Raw genomic sequence first — 21907 nt, 5'->3', positions numbered from 1 at the left:
CGCATCACGAATCGACGAGAGGACCCATCGGGTGCCCCCTCTGCGCCAGCCGGACGGACGCTTCGCCAACCCCGTGATCCCCGGCTTCCATCCCGACCCCAGCGTCTGCCGCGTCGGCGACGACTACTACCTGGCCTGCTCCAGCTTCGAGTACTTCCCCGGCGTACCCCTCTTCCACAGCCGTGACCTGGTGCACTGGACGCAGATCGGCAACGCCCTGGACCGGCCGGAGCAACTGCGTCTGTCGGACGCGTGGTCCTCCGGTGGGATCTACGCCCCCACCCTGCGCCACCACGACGGCCGCTTCTGGCTGATCGTCACCAACTGCAGCGAGGGCGGCGGCAACCTGATCGTCACGGCCACCGACCCCACCGGACCGTGGTCGGACCCCATCTGGGCGCCGGGTGTCCCCGGCATCGATCCCGACCTGGTCTGGGACGAGGACGGCACCTGCTGGTGCACGGTCGCCGGGGTCTCGCAGGTCCGGATCGACCCGTCCACCGGAGAGACGTACGGGACTCCGCACCGGCTCTGGTCGGGCGGGCCCGGCGCCAAGGCCCCGGAGGCGCCGCACCTGTACCGGATCGGCGACTACTGGTACCTGCTCATCGCCGAGGGCGGCACCGAGCGCGGCCACGGCGTCTCGATCGCCCGCGGTCCTACGCCCCAAGGCCCGTTCGAGCCGGGCCCGGCCAACCCGATCCTCACCCATCGCGGCACCGACCACCCCGTCCAGAACACCGGGCACGCCGACCTGGTCCAAGGCCCCGACGGCTCCTGGTGGATGGTGCTGCTCGGCGTCCGACCGGGCGGCGGCACGCCGGGCTGGCACGTGCTCGGCCGGGAGACCTTCCTGGCCCCCGTGACCTGGGTGGACGACTGGCCGGTCGTCGGCGAGGTCGCCCTGGACCTGCCCGAGCTCCCGTGGCCGCTCTCCCTCAGCCCTGTCGAGGAGCACCGGGACGACTTCGAGCTCGCCGAACTGCGACCGTCCTGGATCTCCCTGCGCGACCGGCCCGCCGAACACTGCACCACCAAGGAGCGCCCCGGATGGCTGACGCTCCGCGCGCGGGGCGACTCACTGGACGAGCCCGACGCGGTGTTCGCGGGCCGACGCCAGCAGCATCTGTCGTGCCGGGCGCGCACTCTGGTCGATCCCTCTGAGGGACGCGGTGGGCTCGCCGTCCGGCTGGACGAGCGGCACCACTACGCGATCGAGGCGTCCGGTGCGGAGGTGCAAGTGATCGCGCGCGTCGGCTCTTTGCGCACGGTCGTGGCCGCACAGTCCGTGCCCGCCGGGCCACTGGTCCTCGCCCTCACGATCACCGATCCGCCGCCTCCGCACGGACCGAGCACCGGACCCGACGTCGTCGCCCTCGGCGTCGAGCAGCCCGGCGGCACGTTCACCGAGCTCGCGACCCTCGACGGCCGCTACCTGTCGACCGAGGTCGCCGGCGGCTTCACGGGCCGGGTCATCGGCATGTACGCCGCGGCAGGCGCCGTCCACTTCGACTGGTTCGACTACGAGCCCCTCGACGGCTGAACCAGGCTCAGCGGTCCGGCCCGGAACCCCGAGAGCGGCACGACACACATCACCCCATGGACCTGTAGCGACAGGCGTGGCCGACGGTAGCGCCTGGTCGCTGCCCGACCACGGATCGGATCACCCGCACGACCGACCGAAAGGGATGAAACATGAAGGACATACGGCACCTCGCGCAGCACCGCAGCCGGGGCCCAGGCCGCCTGGCCGCCCTGCTGCTGACGCTGGCCGTCATGTTGGGGCTGACCGGTGGCACCGCGCTGGCCGCGCCCGACGGCACGAAGAAGGCGTCACCGTCGGCGGTCAGTGTTCCGGCTTCCGCCATGGACGCCGTCGCGGCGATGCAGCCCAGCTGGAACCTGGGCAACACCCTGGACGCCATACCCAACGAGGATTCCTGGGGCAACGGGCAGACCAGCAAAGCGACGTTCGAGAAGATCGCCAAGGACGGGTTCCGCAGCGTCCGCATACCGGTGACCTGGAGCGACCACCAGTCCGCCACCGCGCCGTACACCATCGACGCCACCTACATGGCCCGCGTCAAGCAGCTCGTCGACTGGGCGCAGGACAGCGGCCTTTACGTCGTGCTCAACGTCCACCACGACTCGTGGATGTGGGTCGAGAAGATCACAAGCGACCACGACAACGTGATGGCCCGGTTCAACTCCACCTGGTCCCAGATCTCCACGACCTTCCGTGACGAGCCGCGCAGTCTGATCTTCGAGGGCATCAACGAGCCGAGCTTCGCCGGCGCCACGGATGCGCAGAAGTTCCAGTACCTGAGGGAGCTGCAGACCTCGTTCCACTCCGTGGTCCGCGCCTCGGGCGGCGCGAACGCGAACCGCCTGCTGAGCTTGACCACGCCGGCCGGCAGCCCCGACCAGGCCTTCATGGACGACCTGTACACCACGATCACCTCGCTGAACGACGATCAGCTCGTGGCGCAGGTGCACTTCTACAGCTGGTACCCGTTCAGCGTGAACATCGCGGGCGGCACCCACTACGACGCCACCGCGCAGAAGCACCTGGACGACACCTTCGCCAACATGCACAACACCTTCGTCGCCAAGGGCATCCCGCTCTACGTCGGCGAGTACGGCCTGCTCGACTGGCCCAACCACTTCCACCCCTCCCGCGTCGAGCGGGGCGAGGCGCTGAAGTACTTCGAGCATGTGGGATACGCGGCGCGCAAGTACGGCCTCACCACAGCCTTGTGGGACCCGTTCTCGTACCTGAACCGCGAGACCCTGCAATGGCGTGACCCGGCCCTGATGAACTGGATCAAGTCGAGCTGGACCACCCGCTCGGGCACGGCCTCCTTCGACAAGGTCTTCGTGCCGAAGTCCAGCCCGGTCACGGCCAAGTCGCTCACCCTGAACCTCAACGGGACCAAGTTCCGCGGGGTGTGGCAGGGCGACACCAAGCTGGCCGCGGGACGGGACTACACCGTTTCCGGCGACCAGCTGACCTTCACCGCCGGCGCGCTGACCCGCCTGGTCGGCAACCGCGCCTACGGCGTCAACTCGACCGTCCAGGCCCGGTTCACCAGCGGCCTGCCCTGGAACATCGACATCGTCACCAACGACGTTCCCGTGGTGTCGGACGCCACCGGCACCGTCGAGAAGTTCGCCGTTCCCACCCAGTACCGGGGCAACGACCTGGCGACCATGCACGCCACGTACGCCGACGGCACCAACGCCGGCCCGACCGACTGGACGCCGTTCCAGGAGTTCAACAAGGCCTTCTCGCCGGACTACCCGAACGGCACGATCATCCTGACCCCCGAGTTCCTCAAGACGCTCCGCGACGGGGAACCGGCGACGCTGGTCTTCCACTTCTACAGCGGCGCCACCGTCACGTACCACGTCACGAAGTCCGGCAGCTCGGTCACCGGCACAGCCTCCTGACCGACTGACCGGCCCCTCGCCCTGGTTGCCCTCCCCGGCAACCAGGGCACGCCTGTCCCCAGGCTCCCTCACTCCTCCTTCGGCGGAGCCGTGCTCTCCCGGACGGTGAGGGTGGTCGCGATCTCCAGTCCCACCTGCGACACTTCCTCGCCGCGGCCGAGCGCCAGAGCCAGCTCGGTGGCGGCCGTCGCCATCTCGGCCAGCGGCTGATGGACCGTGGTCAAGGGCGGATCCATCCAGGCCACGGCCGGTACGTCGTCGAAGCCCACCACGCTGAGATCGTGCGGGATACGCAGGCCCAGCTCGCGCGCGGCCTGGTAGACACCGAGCGCCTGCATGTCGTTGGCGGTGAACACGGCGGTGGGGCGATCGGGGCGGGTGAGCAGCCCCCGCGCCGCGGCGTACCCGTGCTCGCGCGTGAGCTGGGTCTTCACCACCAGGCCGGGTTCCATCGGCAGTCCGGCTTCCGCGAGAGCGGACGAGTAGCCGGACAGCCGTGCGAGGCAGAAGGGGTGGTCAGGCCCGCTGATCATGGCGATGCGCCGGTGCCCCAAGCCGACCAGATGCCGGGTCGCCGCCTGACCGCCCCTCCAGTTCGTGGCACCCACGAACGGAACGTCGTCGGGCAGCTCGTCGATGGGGTCGAAGACGACGAACGGGATGCCCTTCGCCGCCAGTTGGTCCCGTTCGGCTTCCGAGAGCTGCGCGACCGACAGGACGGCTTGAGGGCGCCGGCCGACCGTGTCGTCGATGGTCATGGAGGCCGAACTCCGACACCAGCACACCGATCCGGTTCTTGCGGGCCACGCGCTTGACACCGCGGATGATCTCCACGGCCCACATGCTCTCCAGCTCGCGGAACACGAGCTCCACCAGGTTGCTCCGGCTCTTCGGGGCATGCGGTAACCGTACTGATGGATCAGTTCCTCGACGCGGGCCCGGGTCTCGTCCGACACACCCGACCGGCCGTTGAGCACCTTCGACACGGTGGGCACGGAGACGCCCGCGGACTCGGCGATGTAAGCGATCGTCACCGCTGCGGTCCCCCGCCGCCCTCACCGTGGTCCTCCGTCGAAGGTCTTCCCGCTCGGTTGTCCGGCACAGTCGCCTTTCCCCATCCCCTCGCCTGCTGCCGCCACCATTCTCGCAGCCAGCAGAGGAAGCAACACAGTGCGTCGGGCACAGCTCCGACAAGCATGCTTGTCATGACCATGACTACACCCTACAGTCCGCCAGACAGCAAAACATGGGAGCGCTCCCAACACTGGGGAGGCGGGAGCCCCCACAACACACCCGCTCTGGCCGTACCTCCGAAAGGTTCCGCATGCGACCGTTACAGCACCTTCCGCGCACCGTGCGCGGCACGTGGGGCGCGCTCGTCACCCCGCTCGCCACCGTCGCCGCGCTCTTCGCCGCCACACCGATGGCCGAGGCCGACACCACGGTCTGCGAACAGTTCGGCTCGACTGTCATCCAGGGGCGATACGTCGTCCAGAACAACCGCTGGGGCACCAACGAGCCCCAGTGCGTCACCGCCACCGACACCGGCTTCCGGCTCACCCGGGCCGACGGTTCCGTGCCCACGAACGGCGCGCCGAAGTCGTACCCGTCCCTCTTCAACGGCTGCCACTACACCAACTGCTCGCCGGGGACCAACCTCCCCGCGCAGCTCGCCGGCATCTCCAGCGCGCCGAGCAGCATCTCGTACGGCTACGTCGGCGACGCCGTGTACAACGCCTCGTACGACATCTGGCTGGACCCGACGCCCCGCACCGACGGCGTGAACCGGACCGAGATCATGATCTGGTTCAACAAGGTGGGCCCGGTCCAGCCCATCGGCTCCCAGGTCGGCACGGCCACCGTCGGCGGACGCACCTGGCAGGTGTGGTCGGGCAGCAACGGCTCCAACGACGTGCTGTCCTTCGTCGCCCCGTCGGCGATCGGCAGCTGGAGCTTCGACGTGATGGACTTCGTCCGGCAGGCCGTAGCTCGCGGACTGGCCCAGAGCAGTTGGTACCTGACCAGCGTTCAGGCCGGCTTCGAACCCTGGCAGAACGGCACCGGGCTGACGGTGAACTCGTTCTCGTCGACCGTCAACACGGGTGGTGGACCGGGCGGCCCCGGCGGCGCCACGACCTGCGAGGTGTCGTACGCCACGAACGTGTGGCAGGGAGGCTTCACCGCGGACGTCACCGTCGCCAACACCGGTTCGGCACCCGTCGACGGCTGGCGCCTCGCCTTCGCTCCGCCCTCCAGCCAGCACATCACCAGCGCCTGGAACGCCTCCGTCTCCCCGTCCTCGGGATCCGTCACGGCGAGCGGCCTGACGCACAACGCGAGCATCGCTCCCGGCGGCAGCCAGACGTTCGGGTTCCAGGGCACCTACAGCGGCACCTTCGCCGCGCCTGGCGGGTTCAGCCTGAACGGGACCGCCTGCACCAGGACGTGACGTGACCGGCGCCGGACGCTTGCGTGCCGTACGGCGCTATGACAGCCATCCGCGGCGAGGAACCTCGCCGCGGATGGCACCAAGAAGACAGACCGTCTGCTCGACTCCCTGTGACAGCACAGGCAGTGCCATTGAGGGTGTAGGACGTCGCCGGGGCGGTGTTCCCGGTGTGGGCTGCCTGGAAGCCGATGTCGACCGAAGCGCCTGGAGCGATGGTGGCATTGTGGGAGGCGTTCCTGGCCGTCACCCGGCCGGCGGCGGGCGAGTAGTCCGCGTTCCAGCTGGAAGTGATGGTCTGGCCGTCGGGCAGGGTGAAGACGAGGGACCAGCCGTCGATCGCCGTGGTGCCGGTGTTGGTGATGGTGATGTTCGACGTCAGGCCGGTGTTCCAGGCGCTGACGGTGCCGGTGATCCGGCAGGTCGCCGTCCCCGGCGGCGGGTCGGAGGTCTGGAACTGCGTGAAGAACTTCCACACCTCTCCCGGCACCCAGGTCCTGGAGCCGCTGTCACCGGTGGCCCCGTCCTGCGGAGCGGGGATGTGCCCTTCGTCGAACGCGGCCCAGGCGACCGGATGCCCGGCCGAGCAGCCCGAGTAGGTGGTGACCCGGTGCGTCAGGCTGCCCTGCGCCGGCTCGGGCGGGTTTTGCGGGGTGCAGCCGTTGTTCCTGACGAACCTGTCCCGCAACGCCCGTCCGCCGGAGATACCGAGGACACTGTCCCTGAGGCCGTGCACTCCGAGGTAAGCGATCGGCTGAGTATCGCCACTGCATCCGCTGAGCTGTCCGCCGCCCAGGACCGCGACCGCGCGGAAGACCGTCGCCCGGGAACACGCGAGGGCGTACGACATGGCGCCGCCGTAGCTGAATCCCAGAGCGAAGCGCTGTGTCGTGTCGACGCACAGGTCCGCCTCGATCCGCCTGATCATGTCGTCGACGAAGGTGACGTCCTCACCGCCGGCATTGGCCCAGCCGTTGTTGAGGCCTTGGGGTGCGACGAAGATGGCGCTGTTGTCCGCCAGTCGCTGGAGCCCGTAGTAGGCCCAGGTGCCCGTTTCCACGGTGCGGCCGGTGGCGACGTCGGTGGAGGTGCCGCCCAGCCAGTGGAACCCGAAGACCAGCCGGTGGGGACGGTTGCGGTCATAGCCGTCCGGGATCCGCAGGATGAAGCTCCGGTTCTTGCCGCTGCTCTGGATCGTGTGCGTACCGCTCGTCAGGGTGGGGGCCTTGCCGCATCCGGGGGTCGCGGCAGCGGTGCCGACGGTTGCGGCAGCCGTGCCGGAGGCCGCGACCGGCGCGTTCTCGCGGTGGCCACTGCCCAGCGCCGTGCCTCCCATGGTCAGGACGAGCAGCACCGCGAGCACGGGGGGCCATAAATGGAATCTTGAGCTTTTCGTCATGCAACTCTCCTTTTCCTGTTGGAACATCGCCTTGACCGGCCGGAGCGGGGTGTCACACGCGGGTCCACTTCTGGCTGGCCTGGCCGTTGCAGGTCCACAGGACCAGTGGGGTCCCGCCCGCGGTGCCGGCCCCGTTGACGTCGAGGCACAGCCCGGCATGGACGTTGCGGATCGACCCGTCGGAGCCGACGGTCCATTTCTGGTTGTTCTGGCCGTTGCAGGGCCAGGTGATGACCCGGGTGCCGTTGGTGGTGCCCTGGTCGTAGGCGTCCAGGCACTTGTCGCCGAAGACGCGGATCTCGCCGCCGGCCCACGTGGTCCACAGCTGGTTGGCGGCCGTGTGGCAGTCCCAGATCAGTACCGTGGCCCTGGCCGCGGTGGAGGCGTTGTCCACATCCAGGCAGCGGCCGGATGCGGTGCCGCGCAGCCGCAAGGTGGTGGCGGTCTGCGGGCTGCCTCCGGTCACCCGGAACACGGCCACGCCGTGCGCGGGGACGCTCGCCGAGATCTGCCCGGACGTGCTGGACGTGCCGCCGGTCCACAGGTCGGTGAGGGTGAACGGCCCGCCGGACAGGCCGACTTGCGCGGCCGTGGTGGTGACCGTCGCTGTGCCCTCTCCCCGGTTGAACAGGCCCACCGCGACCGAGCCGTCGGACAGGGCCTTGGCGAACACCTCGGTGCCGCCGTCGTCGCGCACCCTGCGCCCGCCCGCCCCGAGCGGGTCCTGGTTCACCGCCAGCAGACGCGGGTTGCGCAGGATCGCGCTCACGTCGGCGGACATGGTGCGGATGTCGTTGCCGGCCATGAGCGGGGCACCCAGCAGCGCCCACAGGGCGAAGTGGGAACGCGACTCGGTCAGTGACAGGCCGGGACGGCCGACGACCAGCATGTCGGGGTCGTTCCAGTGCCCCGGGCCCGCCTGCGCCGCCAGCGGCGCGGTGACGTCCAGGACGTTGCCGACGCCCATCGGATAGCTGTTGGTGTTGCCGTTCTGCCAGATGTCGAGCAGGTCCTCGGTCGTCCGCCACAGGTCGGCGACCTCGCCCCAGTTGTACGTGGCGCCGGTGATGGCGTGGAAGCTGTTGGGGTTGATGCTGTAGACGATCGGCCGCCCGGTGGCCCGCAGGGCGTCGCGCATCAGCGTGAAACGCCTGACCTGCTCGTCACGGGTACCGCTGTTCGAGTGGGCGCGCGGCTATGGCCAGCGCTTCGGCATCGTCCACGTCGACTACGACACGCTGACCCGAACGCCCAAGGACAGCTACCACTGGTACCGGAGCCTGATCACCGCGCACCGCGCGCGGACGGAGGAAACCACCCCATGAAGTTCGTGGAGAGCGAACCGTCCGACGGCTGATTCAGCGCCCTCAGGCCAGGCCGAACCTCTCGGCGTGCACCTGCCGGTGGGGAACCTTCAGCCTGCGCAGGGCGCTGAGCACGGTCGAGGTCATCGCGGGCGGGCCACAGACGTACACGTCGCGTTCGGTTATGTCGGGAACCAGGGTACGGAGACTCTCCGGCTCGAACGGCGGGCTCGTCTCCCCCGTACGGCCGGTGAGCAGGTGCAGCTGCCCGCCGCGGTCCGCGACCAGAGTTCGTACCTCGTCGATCAGCACGGCGTCGTCCTCGCTGCGCACCCGGTAGAGCACGACGACGTCGCCGGCTGGTTCCTCCTCCAACAGGGCTCGGACGGGCGTGATCCCCACTCCTCCGGCGATCAGCAGCGCGCCGGGCCGCGTTCGATGCAACGAGGTGAACGCCCCGTACGGTCCCTCGACGAACGCGCGGCTCCCGACCGGGACGTGCCGCAGGCCGGCGCTGGTGCTGCCGACCGCCTTGGCGGTCAGGCGCAATGTGCGGCCGTCGGGTGCCGCCGACAGCGAGAACGGATTGGCCGGCCACCAGTGGTTGTGCCCGGGGAACCGCCAGATGCAGAACTGGCCCGCCCGGGCCGGCAGCCTGTCGAGGTGGCGGCCGGTGACGTGCACCGACACCACGTCGTCCGACTCCGGCACCACCGCCGTGACCTCGAATCGGTGATAGGCGTTGCGCCACAGAGGCATCACGATCCGCCCCGTGACCAGGGCACCGAACGCGAACAGCCATAGGGCCCACCAGTAGATCATCGCGGGCACGGAGGAGCTGAAGGTCGTGGTCTCCTGCAACTGGTGGACGAACGCCAGCCCCAACGCCAGGTACAGCAGCAGGTGCACGCCGTGCCAGGTCTCGTACCGCAGCCGCCGCCTCACTTGTCGGGCGGAGACCGCGGCGACCACGACGACGATCGCCGCGGCCAGCATCCCGAGCAGCGAAGCCGGCACTCCGGCCAGCGCGAAGAACGTCTTCGTCATCGACGCGTCATCGAGCCTCGCGTAGCCCAGCACCACCAGCACGGCGTGGGTGAGGAGGGTCCACAGCAGGGTGAAGCCGACCCACCGGTGCCACACCGTCAACCGGTCCATGCCGATACGGCGGTCGAGCCACGGCAGCCGGGCCACCAGCAGCAGTTGGAACAGCATCAGCACGGCGGCGTGCAGGCCGAAGAACTTGGCGACCGTGAGCACCCCGTTCTTGCCGGTCCCGGCGGTGAGGAACAATGCCTCGACGATCACCAAGTTGGTGATGACAAACGTCCACAGCGCCCATCGCGCCGCGACGACCGGAGGTATGGTGCTCTGTCGCACCTGTGTACTTGTCGCCTCCACCGTTTCCCCTCTTGTCCATGTGACGCACTGGCGCCCGGCACCCGCGAGGTCGCGGGGACCCGAGCATCCCGATCTGATACGGCCGCTGGGCCGGGCAAGACTACGGAACATGGCGAGAAGTTGGCCCTGCTTGGCCTTAACTGTTCTTGTTCCGCGATCGGCACACTGGTCGAGCGGACCGCACGTACCCGGCCGCCGTCGCCGGGTACGCTGAGTGATTAAGGTGTTAACCACAAGCCTCATGGGGCTGTTGGGGTGCATGGGGTACACACATGACGAGTTCGCGTGTCTGGCGGCGTCCCACGCTCAGCGCCGTGGCGGCACGGGCGGGGGTGTCCACGGCCACGGTGTCGAACGCGCTCAACGGCACCGGGCGGCTGTCCGAGGCGACCAGGCAGCGCGTGCTCGCCGCGGCGCGCGAGGTCGGTCACGCCCCGGCCAGCGCGGCCCGGGCCCTGGCCCGCGGGAGCACCGGAGTTCTCGGCCTGACCATGACGACGTACGGCGACCTTCCCGTCTCGTACATGGAGATCCCCTATTACGCACAGCTGACGCTGGGCGCGATGGCGGCGGCGCACGAGCGCGGCTACATGCTCATGGTGATGCCGAGTTCCCTGTCACCGTGGATGTGGCTCAACACGCCGATGGACGGCGTCATCCACGTCGGTCCGCGCACCGATGACCCAGTGCGTTCCATCCTGCGGGAGCGGGGCATCCCGATGGTCACCGACGGCCGGCCGCCCCAGCCGCACTGGCGCGACGCGTGGGTGGACACCGACCACGAAGCGGGCCTGCGCCTCCTGCTCGACCACCTCACTGAGGCTGGCGCCCGGCGGATCGCACTCTCCCAGCCGCTGCACGACGACGAGTACCCGCACCTGATCGGACGCGCCTACGCCTCCTGGTGCGCCGAGCACGACATGCCCGCCCTCGTCGAGGAGTACGCCTCGCTGCCCGACTACTTCACGGCTGAACGGGACGCTGTCAGCCGGCTGCTCGACCGCGATCCACGACCGGACGCCGTCATCGGCATCTACTCCGACTCCGGTCACAACATCCTCGCCGCCGCCCGGCACCACGGGCTCCGAGTGCCGCAGGACCTGCTGGTGGCGTGCATCAGTGAGGATCCGGACTACGCGACGACGGCCCCGCCCGTCACCACGCTCAGCCTCCGCCCGGACCGGGTGAGCGACGAAGCGGTCGACCTGCTGATCGCTCTCATCAACGCCCGCAGCGGTGTGGACCGGCATCGGCTCGTGCAGCCGGTCCTGGCCCCTCGCCGGTCCACACGACGCCCGGTACGGCGAGGGAACGGCACACCCTGACCGCAGGGCCCGGACCGCATCGGCGGGGCATTGCCTCGCCGATGCAGTTTCGTTGTCGGCGTCGGGTCAGCTCGTCACACGGAAGGTGGCGTCGCCGCGCCCTGTCGCCGTGGTGATCGGGTCGAGGCGGAGTTGGTACGCGTAGTGGCGGATGTACCGGTCGGGGTGGTTGTACGACTGGAACGACGACCAGCTTGCGTCGGCGAGCCCGGCGACCTGGCGGAAGGTGGCGTCCGCGGCGAACTGGGTGGTGCCGTCGTTGTAAGCGAGCTGGAAGTCGTAGTTGGAGTGCCGCAGGAAGTGGCCGGGGAAGTTCACCGACTCGAAGGAGACGGTACCGGAGCCCGCCAGACCGGGCCGCAGCCGGAACTGGGCGTCCGGGCCGGTGATGTTCTGGTCGATGCGCACGTCGAAGGCGGCGTGCCGCACGTACCGGTCCTGGAAGTTGTACGACTGGAGCCGGTTGACCGTGGTGTTGGGCCAGCGGGCCTGGACGCGGCTCTCCTCGGCGGCCGTCAGGTTCAGGATCGAGCCGTGGCGCTTCTTGGTGCTGCCCAGGTTGTAGCTGCCCGACGCCGGGAGCTTGTAGGTGCCGGAGGCGGACGGGTTGGTCGTCGTGACCGGCATGTAACCGCGTCCCGAGGCGTACTGGTCGAGGTAGAGGGTCCACTCGTTGCGGTCTCTGAACTTCATCCACATCGGACCTTCGACCTGGGAGCCGGTCAGGCCGATGCCGGAGAGGTTGCCGAGGTTGGTCCAGGTGCCGAGGATCGAGTTGCTGCCTTCGAGGGTGATCTGACCGTCACCGGAGGCCCGTACATAGCGGTAGTTGCCGACGCCGCTCGGCATCTCGACGATCTGGGTGTCGATGATTTCCTGGGTGCCGGGGCGCTCGATGTAGACCTGGGGGGTGGTGATGGAGCGGAAGTCGCTGGTGTGGGCGTAGTAAATGCGGTGCTTCGTTGCGCCGTTGAGGGGCTTGTTCGTCGCCCAGTACAGGACGTAGTCGTTGCTGGCCGGGTCCCAGATCGCCTCTGGCGCCCACGCGTTGCGCCCGTCGGGAATCGCTCCGGCGACGTTGAGCAGCCACGGCTGCGACCAGGTGACCAGGTCCGTCGACTCCCACACCACAAGACTGCGACTGCCGTCGTTGATGGACTGACTCCACGTCTGCCCGCAGCTGATGCACAGGTCGGTCGCGATGATCCAGTACTTGTCACCGTTCGGGGAACGCACCAGTGCGGGGTCACGCACCCCACGCGTACCGACCGTGGAACGCAGAGCCATCCCTCCGCCGTTGAGGTCACTCCAGTTCAGACCATCCGTACTGTGCGAGAAGTAGATCTGCTGACCGGTCGCCCCCTCCCCGATGAAGTGCGTCATGAGATAGCCCGGATCGGCGGCGGCAGCCCGCTGCGGTGTGGTCAGGGCTTGGCCTGTGAAGAGCAGGCACGCGGCGAGCAATATCGCCGACAGCCGGGTGCGAAGCGCGGACATGTCCATCTCCTGTCGTTCTGCGAATGCCACCATCGGGCGAAAAGGAGCGAAGCAGGGTCAACCGGGGGGCTCAGTCTCAGTGTTGGCGGGACAGGGCCGACTACCACATGACGCGGAAGGGGTGGTCGGATCCGGGCAACGGCATGTCTCCTGCGTGCGGTGCATTTCGCCGTGGTGACGGCGGGGCTGGGCAAACGATGCCCGTGCGTCGGTGGTGTGACGGCTTGTGGGGTGAAGTCCCGGTTGTCGCCCGAGTGAGGCGGTCGCGGTACGGGGCTGGCCGGCACGATTGGTCATTCCAAGAGCGGGTGGGCGCGGCGCAGCAGGACGGTCTGTGGTTTTTCGGCGCCCGTGAAGCGCTTCGCCCGTGCGCTGCTTCGGCGTCCTGTTCTCCTGCGACTCCTATTTCTCTCTTGACCCGGCCAAGCGGCCTTCGGCGTAAGGCGATATCCAACGGCGGCCGACCGATTCTCCGCCTTCCGGTACTGACCGTTGCTGCGTTTTGGCGTGCCCTCCCAGTGCTCGGCCGGAAAGCCTCCGTAGCCGACTTCCTGTCCGGCTGACATAAGTTGTGCGGTAAATCGAACAGCGTTCGCGATGTCGGGCAGACGTTAAGTGTGAGCAGCGGGACGCGTCAATATCTTCGACATCCGTAGTCCGTGGGACCCGAAAAGACTGGTCAGGGTCGGCGAATGTGCCGGTCGCTTCCATCTTCGCCGGACCATCGATGAGGTCCGGCGGTCAGTCCTTCCGGCAGGGCTACTGCCCGTCGGCGACGACGTCCCAGTGCTCGATGATCTTCCCATCGACCACTCGGAAGATGTCCGCGACGACGTAGTCGGAGCTGAAAACCCACACCAGGTCCCCGTCGGCGAGGGTGTTGCCGAACCGGGTCCCTCCGTCCCCGGTGGGCGAGGTGTTTCCGTCAGGGGTGCTGCTTGGTGAGGGGGCGTCCTGCGTGTCCTGCTGCAGCAGTTGCTGCAGCGGACCTGTTCCGTTCGGGATCATCGGGTTGTGCTGGTAGTACCGGGGATCCCACCTCCTGTCGATCACGGTCACGTCACCGCCGGAGAGCTTGCGGTAAGCGGTGACCGCGAACTTCTGGTTCTTCTCCTCCAGTTCCTCGGACAGGGTCGGCGCCCCCTTCGGGTACCGGTACTCGTCGCTGAACAAGGAGTTCCCGCTGGCCGTCTTCGCCGGTACGGTCTGCGTGATGCCCCAGTGCTCGACCAGCTTGCCGTTGCTGACCCGATACAGGTCGGCCTTGGCCTCGCCGGTCGCCTCGTTCGCCGGGGTGGCCGACGCGTGCCAGTGCACGGCCACCAAGTCACCGTCAGTGGCCACGCGCTTGACGGTTGCCACCGCACCGGGAATCTTCGCCTTGAGGTTCTTGAACTGCTTGACCTGCCCGTCAGCTCCGCGGGGCACCGACTTGTCGTGCTGCACGTAGTCAGTGCCGACGAGCTCCTTCACCACGTCGGTCCGGTTCTTGTTGAACGCCTCCGAGTACAGGCGCAGAACGAGCGCCTTGTTCCGCTCCTCGGAGGCTGACGACGAGCCGGCCGCAGAGGACGTAGTCGACGGGGCGGCCGGGCTGGTGCCGGACGTGCTACTGCAGGCGGTCGCGAAGCAGGCCACGGCAGCAAGCCGGGGCAGAGTCTTCCGGTATTTCACTCGGGTCTCCTATGTACGGTCAGGGGTTCGATGCCGGCATTACGTAACTGAGGGTTTGTTCGAGGAGTCCGGTCCTACTTGGGGGAGCTCCACCAGGCGGTGCCGGCGGCGCGGATCGTGTTGGTGCCGCAGTGCACCTCGCCGCCGAAGACGTGGTGGGTACGCCAGTCGTCCAGGTAGCGCACCCGTATACCGGCCTTGGCGTACGCCTTGGTCACCGCCTCGGCGACGATGTCCTTGCCGCCCACGACCGGGCCCCACTGCCTGGGCGCGAGGTACGTGGTGGGGGTCAGCACGACGCCGTTGACGGCACCGGGGTAGTAGGCGCCGACCTCACGGTTCTCCGCCGGCGCGGCACGCTGCCCGGGGAAGCCGCCGAAGCCGCTGTCGTACATCGCCGGGATCTTCACGATCTCGGCGTCCGTGACGCCGGTCTCGCGCTTCAGCAGCGCCAGGTTGTCCTTGATCTTCCGGGCCGCGAAGGCGTTGTCCTTGAGCAACTGCCGGTCGGACAGGGCCTGGCCGATCGTGGGGATGCGGCCCTCGACGTAGGAACGCGGAATGGAGAACGCCTTCGTGCGGCCGTGCCCGGCGCGCTGCGCCTTGCGGAGCAGGGCGAGCCCGCCCTCCGGATCGGCGACACCGATCTTCCAGCCGCGTGGGGTGTCGGCGGGCAGGAACTGCACGAACTCGTCCACATGGCCGATGCCGAGCCAGCCGGTGTCGAGCGCCAGCGGGTCCTGCGCCTGCTGGGCCTTGAGGAAGGCCGTGTGAGCGGGCAGCCGGGAGCCGTGCCGGCCGGTGATGATCCGGCCTGCCGGGTAGGACTTGCCGTGGTGGGTGTACGGCGGGATGGTCTCCAGGTTGCCCGTGGAGTTGATCTGGTCGTACGTCCCCTTGTTGATCTGCGCGACGCCGACGCCGGGTCCGTGCAGCTCGAAGACCTGCTTGCCGGCGTCACGGTCCATCTGTGCGGAGCGGATCATCATCCGCAGGACGCGCGGCTTGCCACCGGGACCGGGCATGCTGACGTAACCGGGCTCGATGAAGTCCTGCGCCCAGATGTCCGAGCCGTCCTTGAACTTGTACGTCGGCTTGGTGATACCGGCTTTTCGCACCTCCTTGGCGAACTGCTCGGCGAACCCGCGCTGGTTGGGGTCCTGGTGGCTTCCGTTCACGACCAGCGCCTGCTCGGCACGCTGGAGGTGGTGCTGCGTCAGGACCGGGGCCGCGCGCAGCATCACCTCGTCCGTGGAGGTGCGGTCGCCGTCGGTGACGGTGAACCGGACAGTGATCCGGCCGTCCCAGTCCTCCCGTATGACGTCCCGTCCGTCCAGGCCGAGCCGGAGCCCGGCGCGCAGTTCGGCGGCGGTGACTCGGGTGCTGTCGGTCCCGTAGGTCCAGGCTTCGCCGCGCTTGAGGAACAGCCGGACCTTGGACTTGCCGGAGCCGACCAACTGGAGGCCACCGGTGACGGCATCCGAGACGTTGCCGACCGGGACCGTGCGCAGCGGCGCCAGGTATTCGGGCGTCCGTACGACGTCGCCCTGGGCGTCGTTGCAGGCCTGGAGCCGGGCGTTGGACAGCCAACGGCCGTCAGGAGTCTTCGTCTTGCAGCGCCGCTGTTTGTCACCGATGTTCGGCAGGAAGATCGCGCCCCGTTCGCTGTTCCACGTCGTCTTGCCCACGACATCGGAACCCCCGGTGACATCGACCGCACCATCACGGTTCACATCGGCACGAATGTCCGCCCGTATCCCCCCGGTGTCGCCAGCCCTGGCCACCGTCCCGGTGCCGGAGACGGCCGCCAGGGCGATCGCCAACGCTGTCACGGCCCTGGGCCTCACTCTGCTCATGCACCTACTCCTCGTCGTCTTGACCGGCACCTCCATCCCATTGCGGCGCCTTGCGGCATTCACTCCGCCGACCGGCGGGACAACCCCCGCCGACAGGGCGGACTCCGACCATCCGAAAGTGGGACCCGCGCCACCAGAGAAATCGAAGGCAACCTTTTCGCTCTCGGCGGTCACTGAGCAGTGCACCATCGGCTCGATCTTCCGAACGGACAGGTATGAAGACAGCGAGGCAGGCCGCGCGTCAGCGCAGGCAAAGACGCAGGCTTGTGCTGGGCACCACCTTGGCGGTGACCGCCGCGGGCGTTCTCGCCTACCTGGTCATGGGGCTCCCCGACCGCGAGGCGGAGGCAGGGCATGCCGCGGCCACGTCTGTCGCCACCACCAAGGTGAGAATCACCCCCACGAAGGGCACCCCGAGCGCGTCGGCGACCCCTCCCGCGACCAGCACACCGAAACCGACACGGACGCCGAAGGGCGCTGCGAAGACCGGTGCAGCACGCCCTTCGGCCACAGCCACCCCGCGGCCCCCGCGAAAGGCGCCCACCACGCCATCGTTGGCGGGGCGGATTCGGCCCAACACCCCCTACACCGGGGTCGCCACCGCCTACGAGGCCGCCGACGGAGACGGCGCCTGCCTGTTCGGCCCGAGTCCCGACCTCATGATCGCGGCCATGAACACCACGGACTACGAGACGTCCAGGGCGTGCGGCGCGTACGTGCTCGTCCGCGCGGCCAACGGCAAGTCGATCACGGTACGGATCACCAACGAATGCCCGCTGCCCTGTGCACCCGGGCAACTCGACCTCAGCCAACAGGCCTTCGCCAAGCTCGCCGATCTCAAGGTCGGCCGAATACCTGTCACCTGGCAGCTGCTGAGTCCCAGCACGTCCGACACGATCTCCATCAGGTACAAGACCGGGTCCAGTCCTTATTGGTGCGGCATCCAAGCGATCGGCCACCGCAACCCGGTCGCGCGCCTGGAAGTCCGGACCAGCGGCGGCTGGCGGCAGTTGCCCCGCACCGAATACAACTACTTCATCTCCGACAACGGCAGCGGGTGCGGCAGCTCGATCAGAGTCACGGACATCTACGGAGAACGACTGACCATCACCGGGATCGCGCTGCGGCCGAACGTCGTGCAACCGACCGGGGTTCAGTTCGCCCGGCACTGACCCCGCCGCGCACGCGTGCGTCTCTTTCACCGGAAGTCGGGGCGGCGACTGCCGATTCAGTTGGCTGTCCGTCAGGGGCCGAGGGCCGGGACCGGTCGCGACCGCGGGGAGCCCGGCGGCCGTGGTCACGTGCGAGACCATCCCACGCCGGCCGTTGTCTCACCTGGCTCGGGCCTGGGTGCCTGGGCGTTGCCGAGCTGGTCGGTGAGGCTGCGCAGCGAGTGGCGCCGGGCGGTGGCCCGGGTGACGGCGAGGACCACACACCCAAACGGCGCCCCATACAGCCGTACCGTACGGGGCGCCGGCTCCGGATGCGGGCGCGGATTCCCCTCACCGGATGCGCCGGGCGACCTGGGTCGCCCTGCCCATCAGCCATTCGAGCGGCCCCCGCTGGAAGAAGCGGAACCAGATGGTGGCTAGGACGGTGACGGACATGATGAAGCCGAGCAGGATGTACAAGGGCTGGACAGTCAGTTCCTCGGTGTCCAGGAGCCAGATGGCGACGATGTGGTAGACGTACGCCGTCAGCGACATCGAGCCGACCGCGATGACGGGCCCGGCCAGGCGGCGCAGCCGGGGGAAGGCATCCATGGCGGCCAGGCACACGGTGATCACCAGGATCGCCACACCGGTGTTGCCCACGATGGACAGGGTCGCCTCGCTGTGCGGGGAGGCGACCAGCAGCCCGGCGGGGGTGTCGCCGAAGAGGCCGACGCTGCCGGGCGATGAGGACGACATGCCCGATCCCCCTTCGGCTTCCCGAACGGCCTCGGCCGCACCGGGCAGGAGACGCAGCGCCAGCCAGGAGCCGCCGTAGCCGATGATGGCGAGGGCGACGCCGGTGAGGGCGAGGCGTGTCCGGACAGCCGTGGCGGCCAGGTCGAGGCGGGCGACAGCCATACCGGCGATGACGAACGGGACCCAGGTCAGGGCCGGATAGCCGCCGGTGAAGAACAGCGAGACGATGCCGTCGGCCTGGCCGACGGTGGGGAATGCGCGGTCGCCGACCACCGGCCTCAGCACGTACAGCAGTTGCGGGCCCACCAGGGCCCAACCCGCCGCGATCATCGCCAGCGGCTTGGCGCCCAGCCGGTACAGCGGCAGTACAAGCAGGAAGAACAGTCCGTAGAAGGCGAGGATCGGCACGACCGGGGTGCCGGTCATGGTCAGGGCGGTGCCGAGGGCCAGCAGGATCACAGCCCGGATGACGACCTTGGCGACGGCCTGGCGGCCGGCCGGCCCGGTCTTCGGTGTGCGGCGCCCGGTGATGAGGGCGACCGCGAAGCCAGCCAGGACGGCGAACAGGGCGGAGGAGCGGCCTTGTGCCAACTCCATCAGGAAGCCGATGGCACCGCCTTGGCTCGGGGCGGGGCCCACATGGACCGCGTACATGCCGAAGACGGCCAGACCGCGGGCCAGGTCCAGCCCGATCAGCCGGGCTGTGGAGGGCTGCTCGCCCTCCCGTGCTCCGGCCGTCGAAGGGGCATCGGTGACTGCATCGCGTTTCATGCCCTCCAGACTGGAAACGCCACGTGTCGGCGGTGAATCCGCCAGAGGACCCCACCACCCCCGCCGATCGGCGGCATTGGCCCCGCCCATCGGCTGGAACCGGGCTTCCGACGCCGAGCCGGGCGGTGGCGGCTCCGAGCTCCCGGCTCCGAGCGGTGACAGTCGAATCGGGCTGCCTCCGCTCAGCTGCTCAACGGCTGTTTTCGCCAGGTTGCGGGCGACAAGGGCCGGCGGGCGGGGCGTCGACGGCTCCGGCAGCAGGCTCGGAGCGCTGTGTCGGCGGGCCGCGGAGCGCTCCGAGCGAGCCGGTCAGAACGGGCAGGTGTCCATCCAGCGCGTGACCAGGGATGTGTTGTTCTTGTCGGCGTCACGTACGGGACCGCACAGGAACGGGCTGAAGCGGGTGTCGGCACGCAGCCAGAGACTGAGGAACGACACGATCCACTTGCCCTGCTTGGCCTTGTTGCCGTAGCCCGTCATCGGGCACAGATGGTCGCCCGGAACCTCGATGTAGAGCTTCTCGGCCCGGGACATGGAGTTGTACCAGGGCACCGCGTAGCTGTTGCCGTGGGCGACAGAGTCGCTTTGACAGGTCATGAAGAACGTGGGCTCGGTGACTGCGGAGAAGTTCGCGTTCGGGTAGTACGGGGCCGTGGGCACGCCCGCCCGGAAGCGCGCGTCGTCCCGGAGGGCCGCCATGACACCCCCGCCGCCCATCGAGTGACCGACCGCCCCGAGCGTGCCGTTGACCTTCCCGGATATCGGGTTACCGGGGGCGTTGCCGAGCGCGAGCAACTGGGAGCCGGCGGCGGTGATCTGGCGGCCGCGCGATGCGGGATCGTCGGTGAGGGTGTTGGTGCCGACGTTGATGACGACGAAGCCCCAGGAGGCGAGGCGGGGTGCGAGCCACTGCAGGTTCTGCTGTGTGCCCTGGTAGCCAGGCATCAGTACGACGCCCGGGTACGAGCCACTGTTCCTGGGGTACGTGACCGTGCCGGAGCCGTACCCGGTTGGCCTGGGAACGGTGTAAGTGGCGGTGGTCAGCGGCCCGTTGGCGGCCTCCAGGGAGGCAGTCGTCGGGTCCGGGACGGCGGCGGCCGCCGGCGGGGCGGCGGCGGTCAGCAGAGTCAGCGCCAAGCCGATCGTGGTCACCAGGGCGATCATTGCCGTCATGGCACGGGGTCGGGTCCGTAACTGCACGGTCGTGTTGGTCGAACGACGGGATGGATCCATTGCTTTACCTCCGGATAGCGGTGAGAGCGGTAACCGGACAGCGGGGTGCGCGAAGGGGTGCCGCGTGCGGCGGCTACCGGGACTGTTCGAAGAGCCAGTCGATGACCACGTCGTTCTCGTACGTCTGGGCCCATGCGAGGTGTGGGTTCACCGGTGTCGTTCCGGCCGTGTAGCTCGTGAACAGGACGTGACTGCGCGTGGCCCGGGCCTGCCTCAGGAGCGCCCGGGACCGGGCCTCGAACTGTGCCTTCGGCAGATCGTTGGCCCACTCCCCACGGCTGACCCGAGCACCGGCGGTCTCCAGCGCGTTCATCAGTGTCCAGGTGCCGGGCTTGCCGAACCGGCCCTCGCGGTAGGGGACGACCGGATCGTCGACGGAGTGGTCGGCCCAGATCGGGATGTGCGTGATCCTGTCCATGGTGGCCGGGTCGCCCCAGCCGGCCGTGGGCAGGGCAGCCGCGAAGACCTCGGGCCGCTTCGCCAGCAGGCTGTAGATACCGCGCCCGCCCGAGGACAGGCCGACGAGATAGAGCCGGGCTGTGTCCACGTTTCGGGAGTGCTCGCTCACGAAGGTGTCGATGAGTTCGATCAGAGCGGCCTGGACCTTGGCGTCGGTCCAGTCCGTGCCGTCGGGTCCGTCCATGGGACGGGGCAGGGGGATCTGCGGAGAGAGGACGAACGCGGGGTCGCGGCGCTGTCGTTCCGGTTTGGCGAACGTGACCGCGATCCGGTTGGAAGTGAGCTGGGTCATGTTGTTGTCCGCGACTTCGCCACCGCCATGCAGGGTGACGACGAGTGGGTACCGCTTGCGCGTCTGCGGGTTCCGTACGAATCCCTCGGGCTGGTACAGCCGGAAGTCCAGTTCGAAACCCGCGGAGTCGGTGAAGGAACCGGCGGCGAAGTCGTCGACCACGGGAGTGATGACGTCGTCGTTCCGGCTCGCGAACGGGCCGGCCTTGAGCACTGGTTCGCCTTCCGGGGTGTGCACGTCCGCCACTTGTCTGACGGAGTAGGCGCGGTCGAGCGGAAGGGGGTCGGTGCCCGCGGCCCGCGCGTTGGAGTCGTTCGGGTCGAGTTCGATGATCAGGCGGTCCCCCGGCCGTCCTGGGCGAGATCGGTCGTCCACTTCGGCGGTGGTACTGGAGTAGACCCGGGTCACCGTGCGAGCCGCTGTTTGCCCGCCCACAGTGGCCTTCACCTGGAAGGCCGAGGGCGGGATCACCCCGCCGCGTAGGTCAATGCGATACGAGTACTGGAGGGCGACGGCTGTCACCAGCCAGTTGTTCCTCGGCGTCACCCGCGTGACGAGGTCCGTTCGCAGGACCGGATTGCGCCCGGAGGTCACTTGTCGTCCTTGAGATGTGGCTGTCGTGGTGTCGGCGGCCGAGGCGGTTGCCGTGCTCACGGCCGGCGCCGCGACCGCACCTGCTGTGACTGCGAGCGCCGTACGTCTGGTGATCCGTCTCATGGGTCCTCGTCTCGGTCGGTGGGGCCCCCGGACCGGGTGCCTGGTGCGTGTGGATGCGTTCGCCCTGCTCCGGACTCCTGGAAGCGGGCGGCATGTTGGAGGTCTGAGCGGCATGTGTGGTGGCTGCCGGGAGCCCGCGGCCGGCGGGGACTCCGCTCAGGCCCGGGACACCG

The 21907-nt window shown here is 68.7% G+C and carries 14 protein-coding genes and 2 pseudogenes; 6 read left to right on the top strand and 10 right to left on the bottom strand.

Features of this window, described 5'->3' with window-relative positions; genetic code table 11:
- The first annotated feature begins 31 nt into the window (after window positions 1-31).
- Both ACYVO6_RS43825 and ACYVO6_RS43820 read left to right on the top strand, forming a co-directional pair.
- Window positions 32-1543 (top strand): glycoside hydrolase family 43 protein, encoded by a 1512-nt coding sequence (locus ACYVO6_RS43825; protein WP_461071610.1) that lies wholly within the window; start codon window positions 32-34, stop codon window positions 1541-1543.
- Between the two features lie 152 nt (window positions 1544-1695).
- Window positions 1696-3450 (top strand): cellulase family glycosylhydrolase, encoded by a 1755-nt coding sequence (locus ACYVO6_RS43820; protein WP_461071608.1) that lies wholly within the window; start codon window positions 1696-1698, stop codon window positions 3448-3450.
- Window positions 3451-3518: 68 nt separating this feature from the next.
- On the opposite strand, the pseudogene ACYVO6_RS43815 reads toward ACYVO6_RS43820, so the two are convergent.
- Window positions 3519-4484: pseudogene (locus ACYVO6_RS43815) on the bottom strand (LacI family DNA-binding transcriptional regulator).
- A 290-nt stretch (window positions 4485-4774) separates the two neighbouring features.
- On the opposite strand from ACYVO6_RS43815, the gene ACYVO6_RS43810 reads away from it, so the two are divergent.
- Window positions 4775-5899, top strand: coding sequence for a GH12 family glycosyl hydrolase domain-containing protein (locus ACYVO6_RS43810; RefSeq protein WP_461071606.1), 1125 nt, complete (start codon window positions 4775-4777; stop codon window positions 5897-5899).
- Here ACYVO6_RS43810 and ACYVO6_RS43805 read toward each other — a convergent pair.
- Together ACYVO6_RS43805 and ACYVO6_RS43800 are read right to left on the bottom strand one after the other, a co-directional pair.
- Entirely contained in the window at window positions 5865-7250 is a 1386-nt protein-coding gene (locus ACYVO6_RS43805) for a CE1 family esterase (protein ID WP_461071925.1), read from the bottom strand. The genes ACYVO6_RS43810 and ACYVO6_RS43805 overlap by 35 nt on opposite strands.
- Window positions 7251-7347: 97 nt before the next feature.
- Window positions 7348-8478, bottom strand: a pseudogene (locus ACYVO6_RS43800) (ricin-type beta-trefoil lectin domain protein); the annotation flags it as partial.
- Here ACYVO6_RS43800 and ACYVO6_RS43795 point away from each other — a divergent pair.
- Window positions 8411-8620: a family 1 glycosylhydrolase gene (locus ACYVO6_RS43795; protein WP_461071604.1), complete on the top strand. Its 210-nt coding sequence runs from the start codon at window positions 8411-8413 to the stop codon at window positions 8618-8620. The pseudogene ACYVO6_RS43800 and the gene ACYVO6_RS43795 sit on opposite strands and share 68 nt — an antisense overlap.
- A 42-nt stretch (window positions 8621-8662) precedes the next feature.
- Here ACYVO6_RS43795 and ACYVO6_RS43790 read toward each other — a convergent pair whose 3' ends face one another.
- A complete protein-coding gene (locus ACYVO6_RS43790; protein ID WP_461071602.1) occupies window positions 8663-9979 on the bottom strand; it encodes a ferredoxin reductase family protein in 1317 nt (438 codons plus the stop codon).
- A gap of 293 nt (window positions 9980-10272) precedes the next feature.
- Here ACYVO6_RS43790 and ACYVO6_RS43785 point away from each other — a divergent pair, with 293 nt between their 5' ends.
- The gene (locus tag ACYVO6_RS43785) at window positions 10273-11325 is read left to right on the top strand and encodes a LacI family DNA-binding transcriptional regulator (RefSeq protein ID WP_461071600.1); all 1053 of its coding nucleotides are present in this window, start codon (window positions 10273-10275) and stop codon (window positions 11323-11325) included.
- A gap of 66 nt (window positions 11326-11391) precedes the next feature.
- Here the strand turns inward: ACYVO6_RS43785 and ACYVO6_RS43780 are convergent, their stop codons facing one another.
- The 3 genes from ACYVO6_RS43780 to ACYVO6_RS43770 all read right to left on the bottom strand — a co-directional run bounded on the left by ACYVO6_RS43780 (window position 11392) and on the right by ACYVO6_RS43770 (window position 16352).
- The gene (locus tag ACYVO6_RS43780) at window positions 11392-12822 is read right to left on the bottom strand and encodes a glycoside hydrolase family 43 protein (protein WP_461071598.1); all 1431 of its coding nucleotides are present in this window, start codon (window positions 12820-12822) and stop codon (window positions 11392-11394) included.
- A 759-nt stretch (window positions 12823-13581) separates the two neighbouring features.
- Window positions 13582-14496, bottom strand: coding sequence for a nuclear transport factor 2 family protein (locus ACYVO6_RS43775; RefSeq protein WP_461071596.1), 915 nt, complete (start codon window positions 14494-14496; stop codon window positions 13582-13584).
- Between the two features lie 74 nt (window positions 14497-14570).
- Window positions 14571-16352 carry a protein-arginine deiminase domain-containing protein gene (locus ACYVO6_RS43770; RefSeq protein ID WP_461071594.1) on the bottom strand — a complete coding sequence of 594 codons (1782 nt, stop codon included), beginning with the start codon at window positions 16350-16352 and terminating at the stop codon, window positions 14571-14573.
- A gap of 215 nt (window positions 16353-16567) precedes the next feature.
- Here ACYVO6_RS43770 and ACYVO6_RS43765 point away from each other — a divergent pair, with 215 nt between their 5' ends.
- Entirely contained in the window at window positions 16568-17524 is a 957-nt protein-coding gene (locus ACYVO6_RS43765; RefSeq protein ID WP_461071592.1) for an expansin EXLX1 family cellulose-binding protein, read from the top strand.
- A 330-nt stretch (window positions 17525-17854) separates the two neighbouring features.
- Here the strand turns inward: ACYVO6_RS43765 and ACYVO6_RS43760 are convergent, their stop codons facing one another.
- The 3 genes from ACYVO6_RS43760 to ACYVO6_RS43750 all read right to left on the bottom strand — a co-directional run bounded on the left by ACYVO6_RS43760 (window position 17855) and on the right by ACYVO6_RS43750 (window position 21611).
- Window positions 17855-19033, bottom strand: coding sequence for a DUF418 domain-containing protein (locus ACYVO6_RS43760; protein WP_461071590.1), 1179 nt, complete (start codon window positions 19031-19033; stop codon window positions 17855-17857).
- 309 nt (window positions 19034-19342) lie between these two features.
- Window positions 19343-20206 (bottom strand): poly(ethylene terephthalate) hydrolase family protein, encoded by an 864-nt coding sequence (locus ACYVO6_RS43755; RefSeq protein WP_461071588.1) that lies wholly within the window; start codon window positions 20204-20206, stop codon window positions 19343-19345.
- Between the two features lie 133 nt (window positions 20207-20339).
- Window positions 20340-21611: a prolyl oligopeptidase family serine peptidase gene (locus ACYVO6_RS43750; RefSeq protein ID WP_461071586.1), complete on the bottom strand. Its 1272-nt coding sequence runs from the start codon at window positions 21609-21611 to the stop codon at window positions 20340-20342.
- Between the last annotated feature and the right edge of the window lie 296 nt (window positions 21612-21907).

It is taken from the genome of Streptomyces pseudoechinosporeus, from assembly GCF_054783935.1.
The sequence above is the reverse complement of the archived record's forward strand: the minus strand, read 5'-3'. Positions and strand labels throughout refer to the sequence as shown.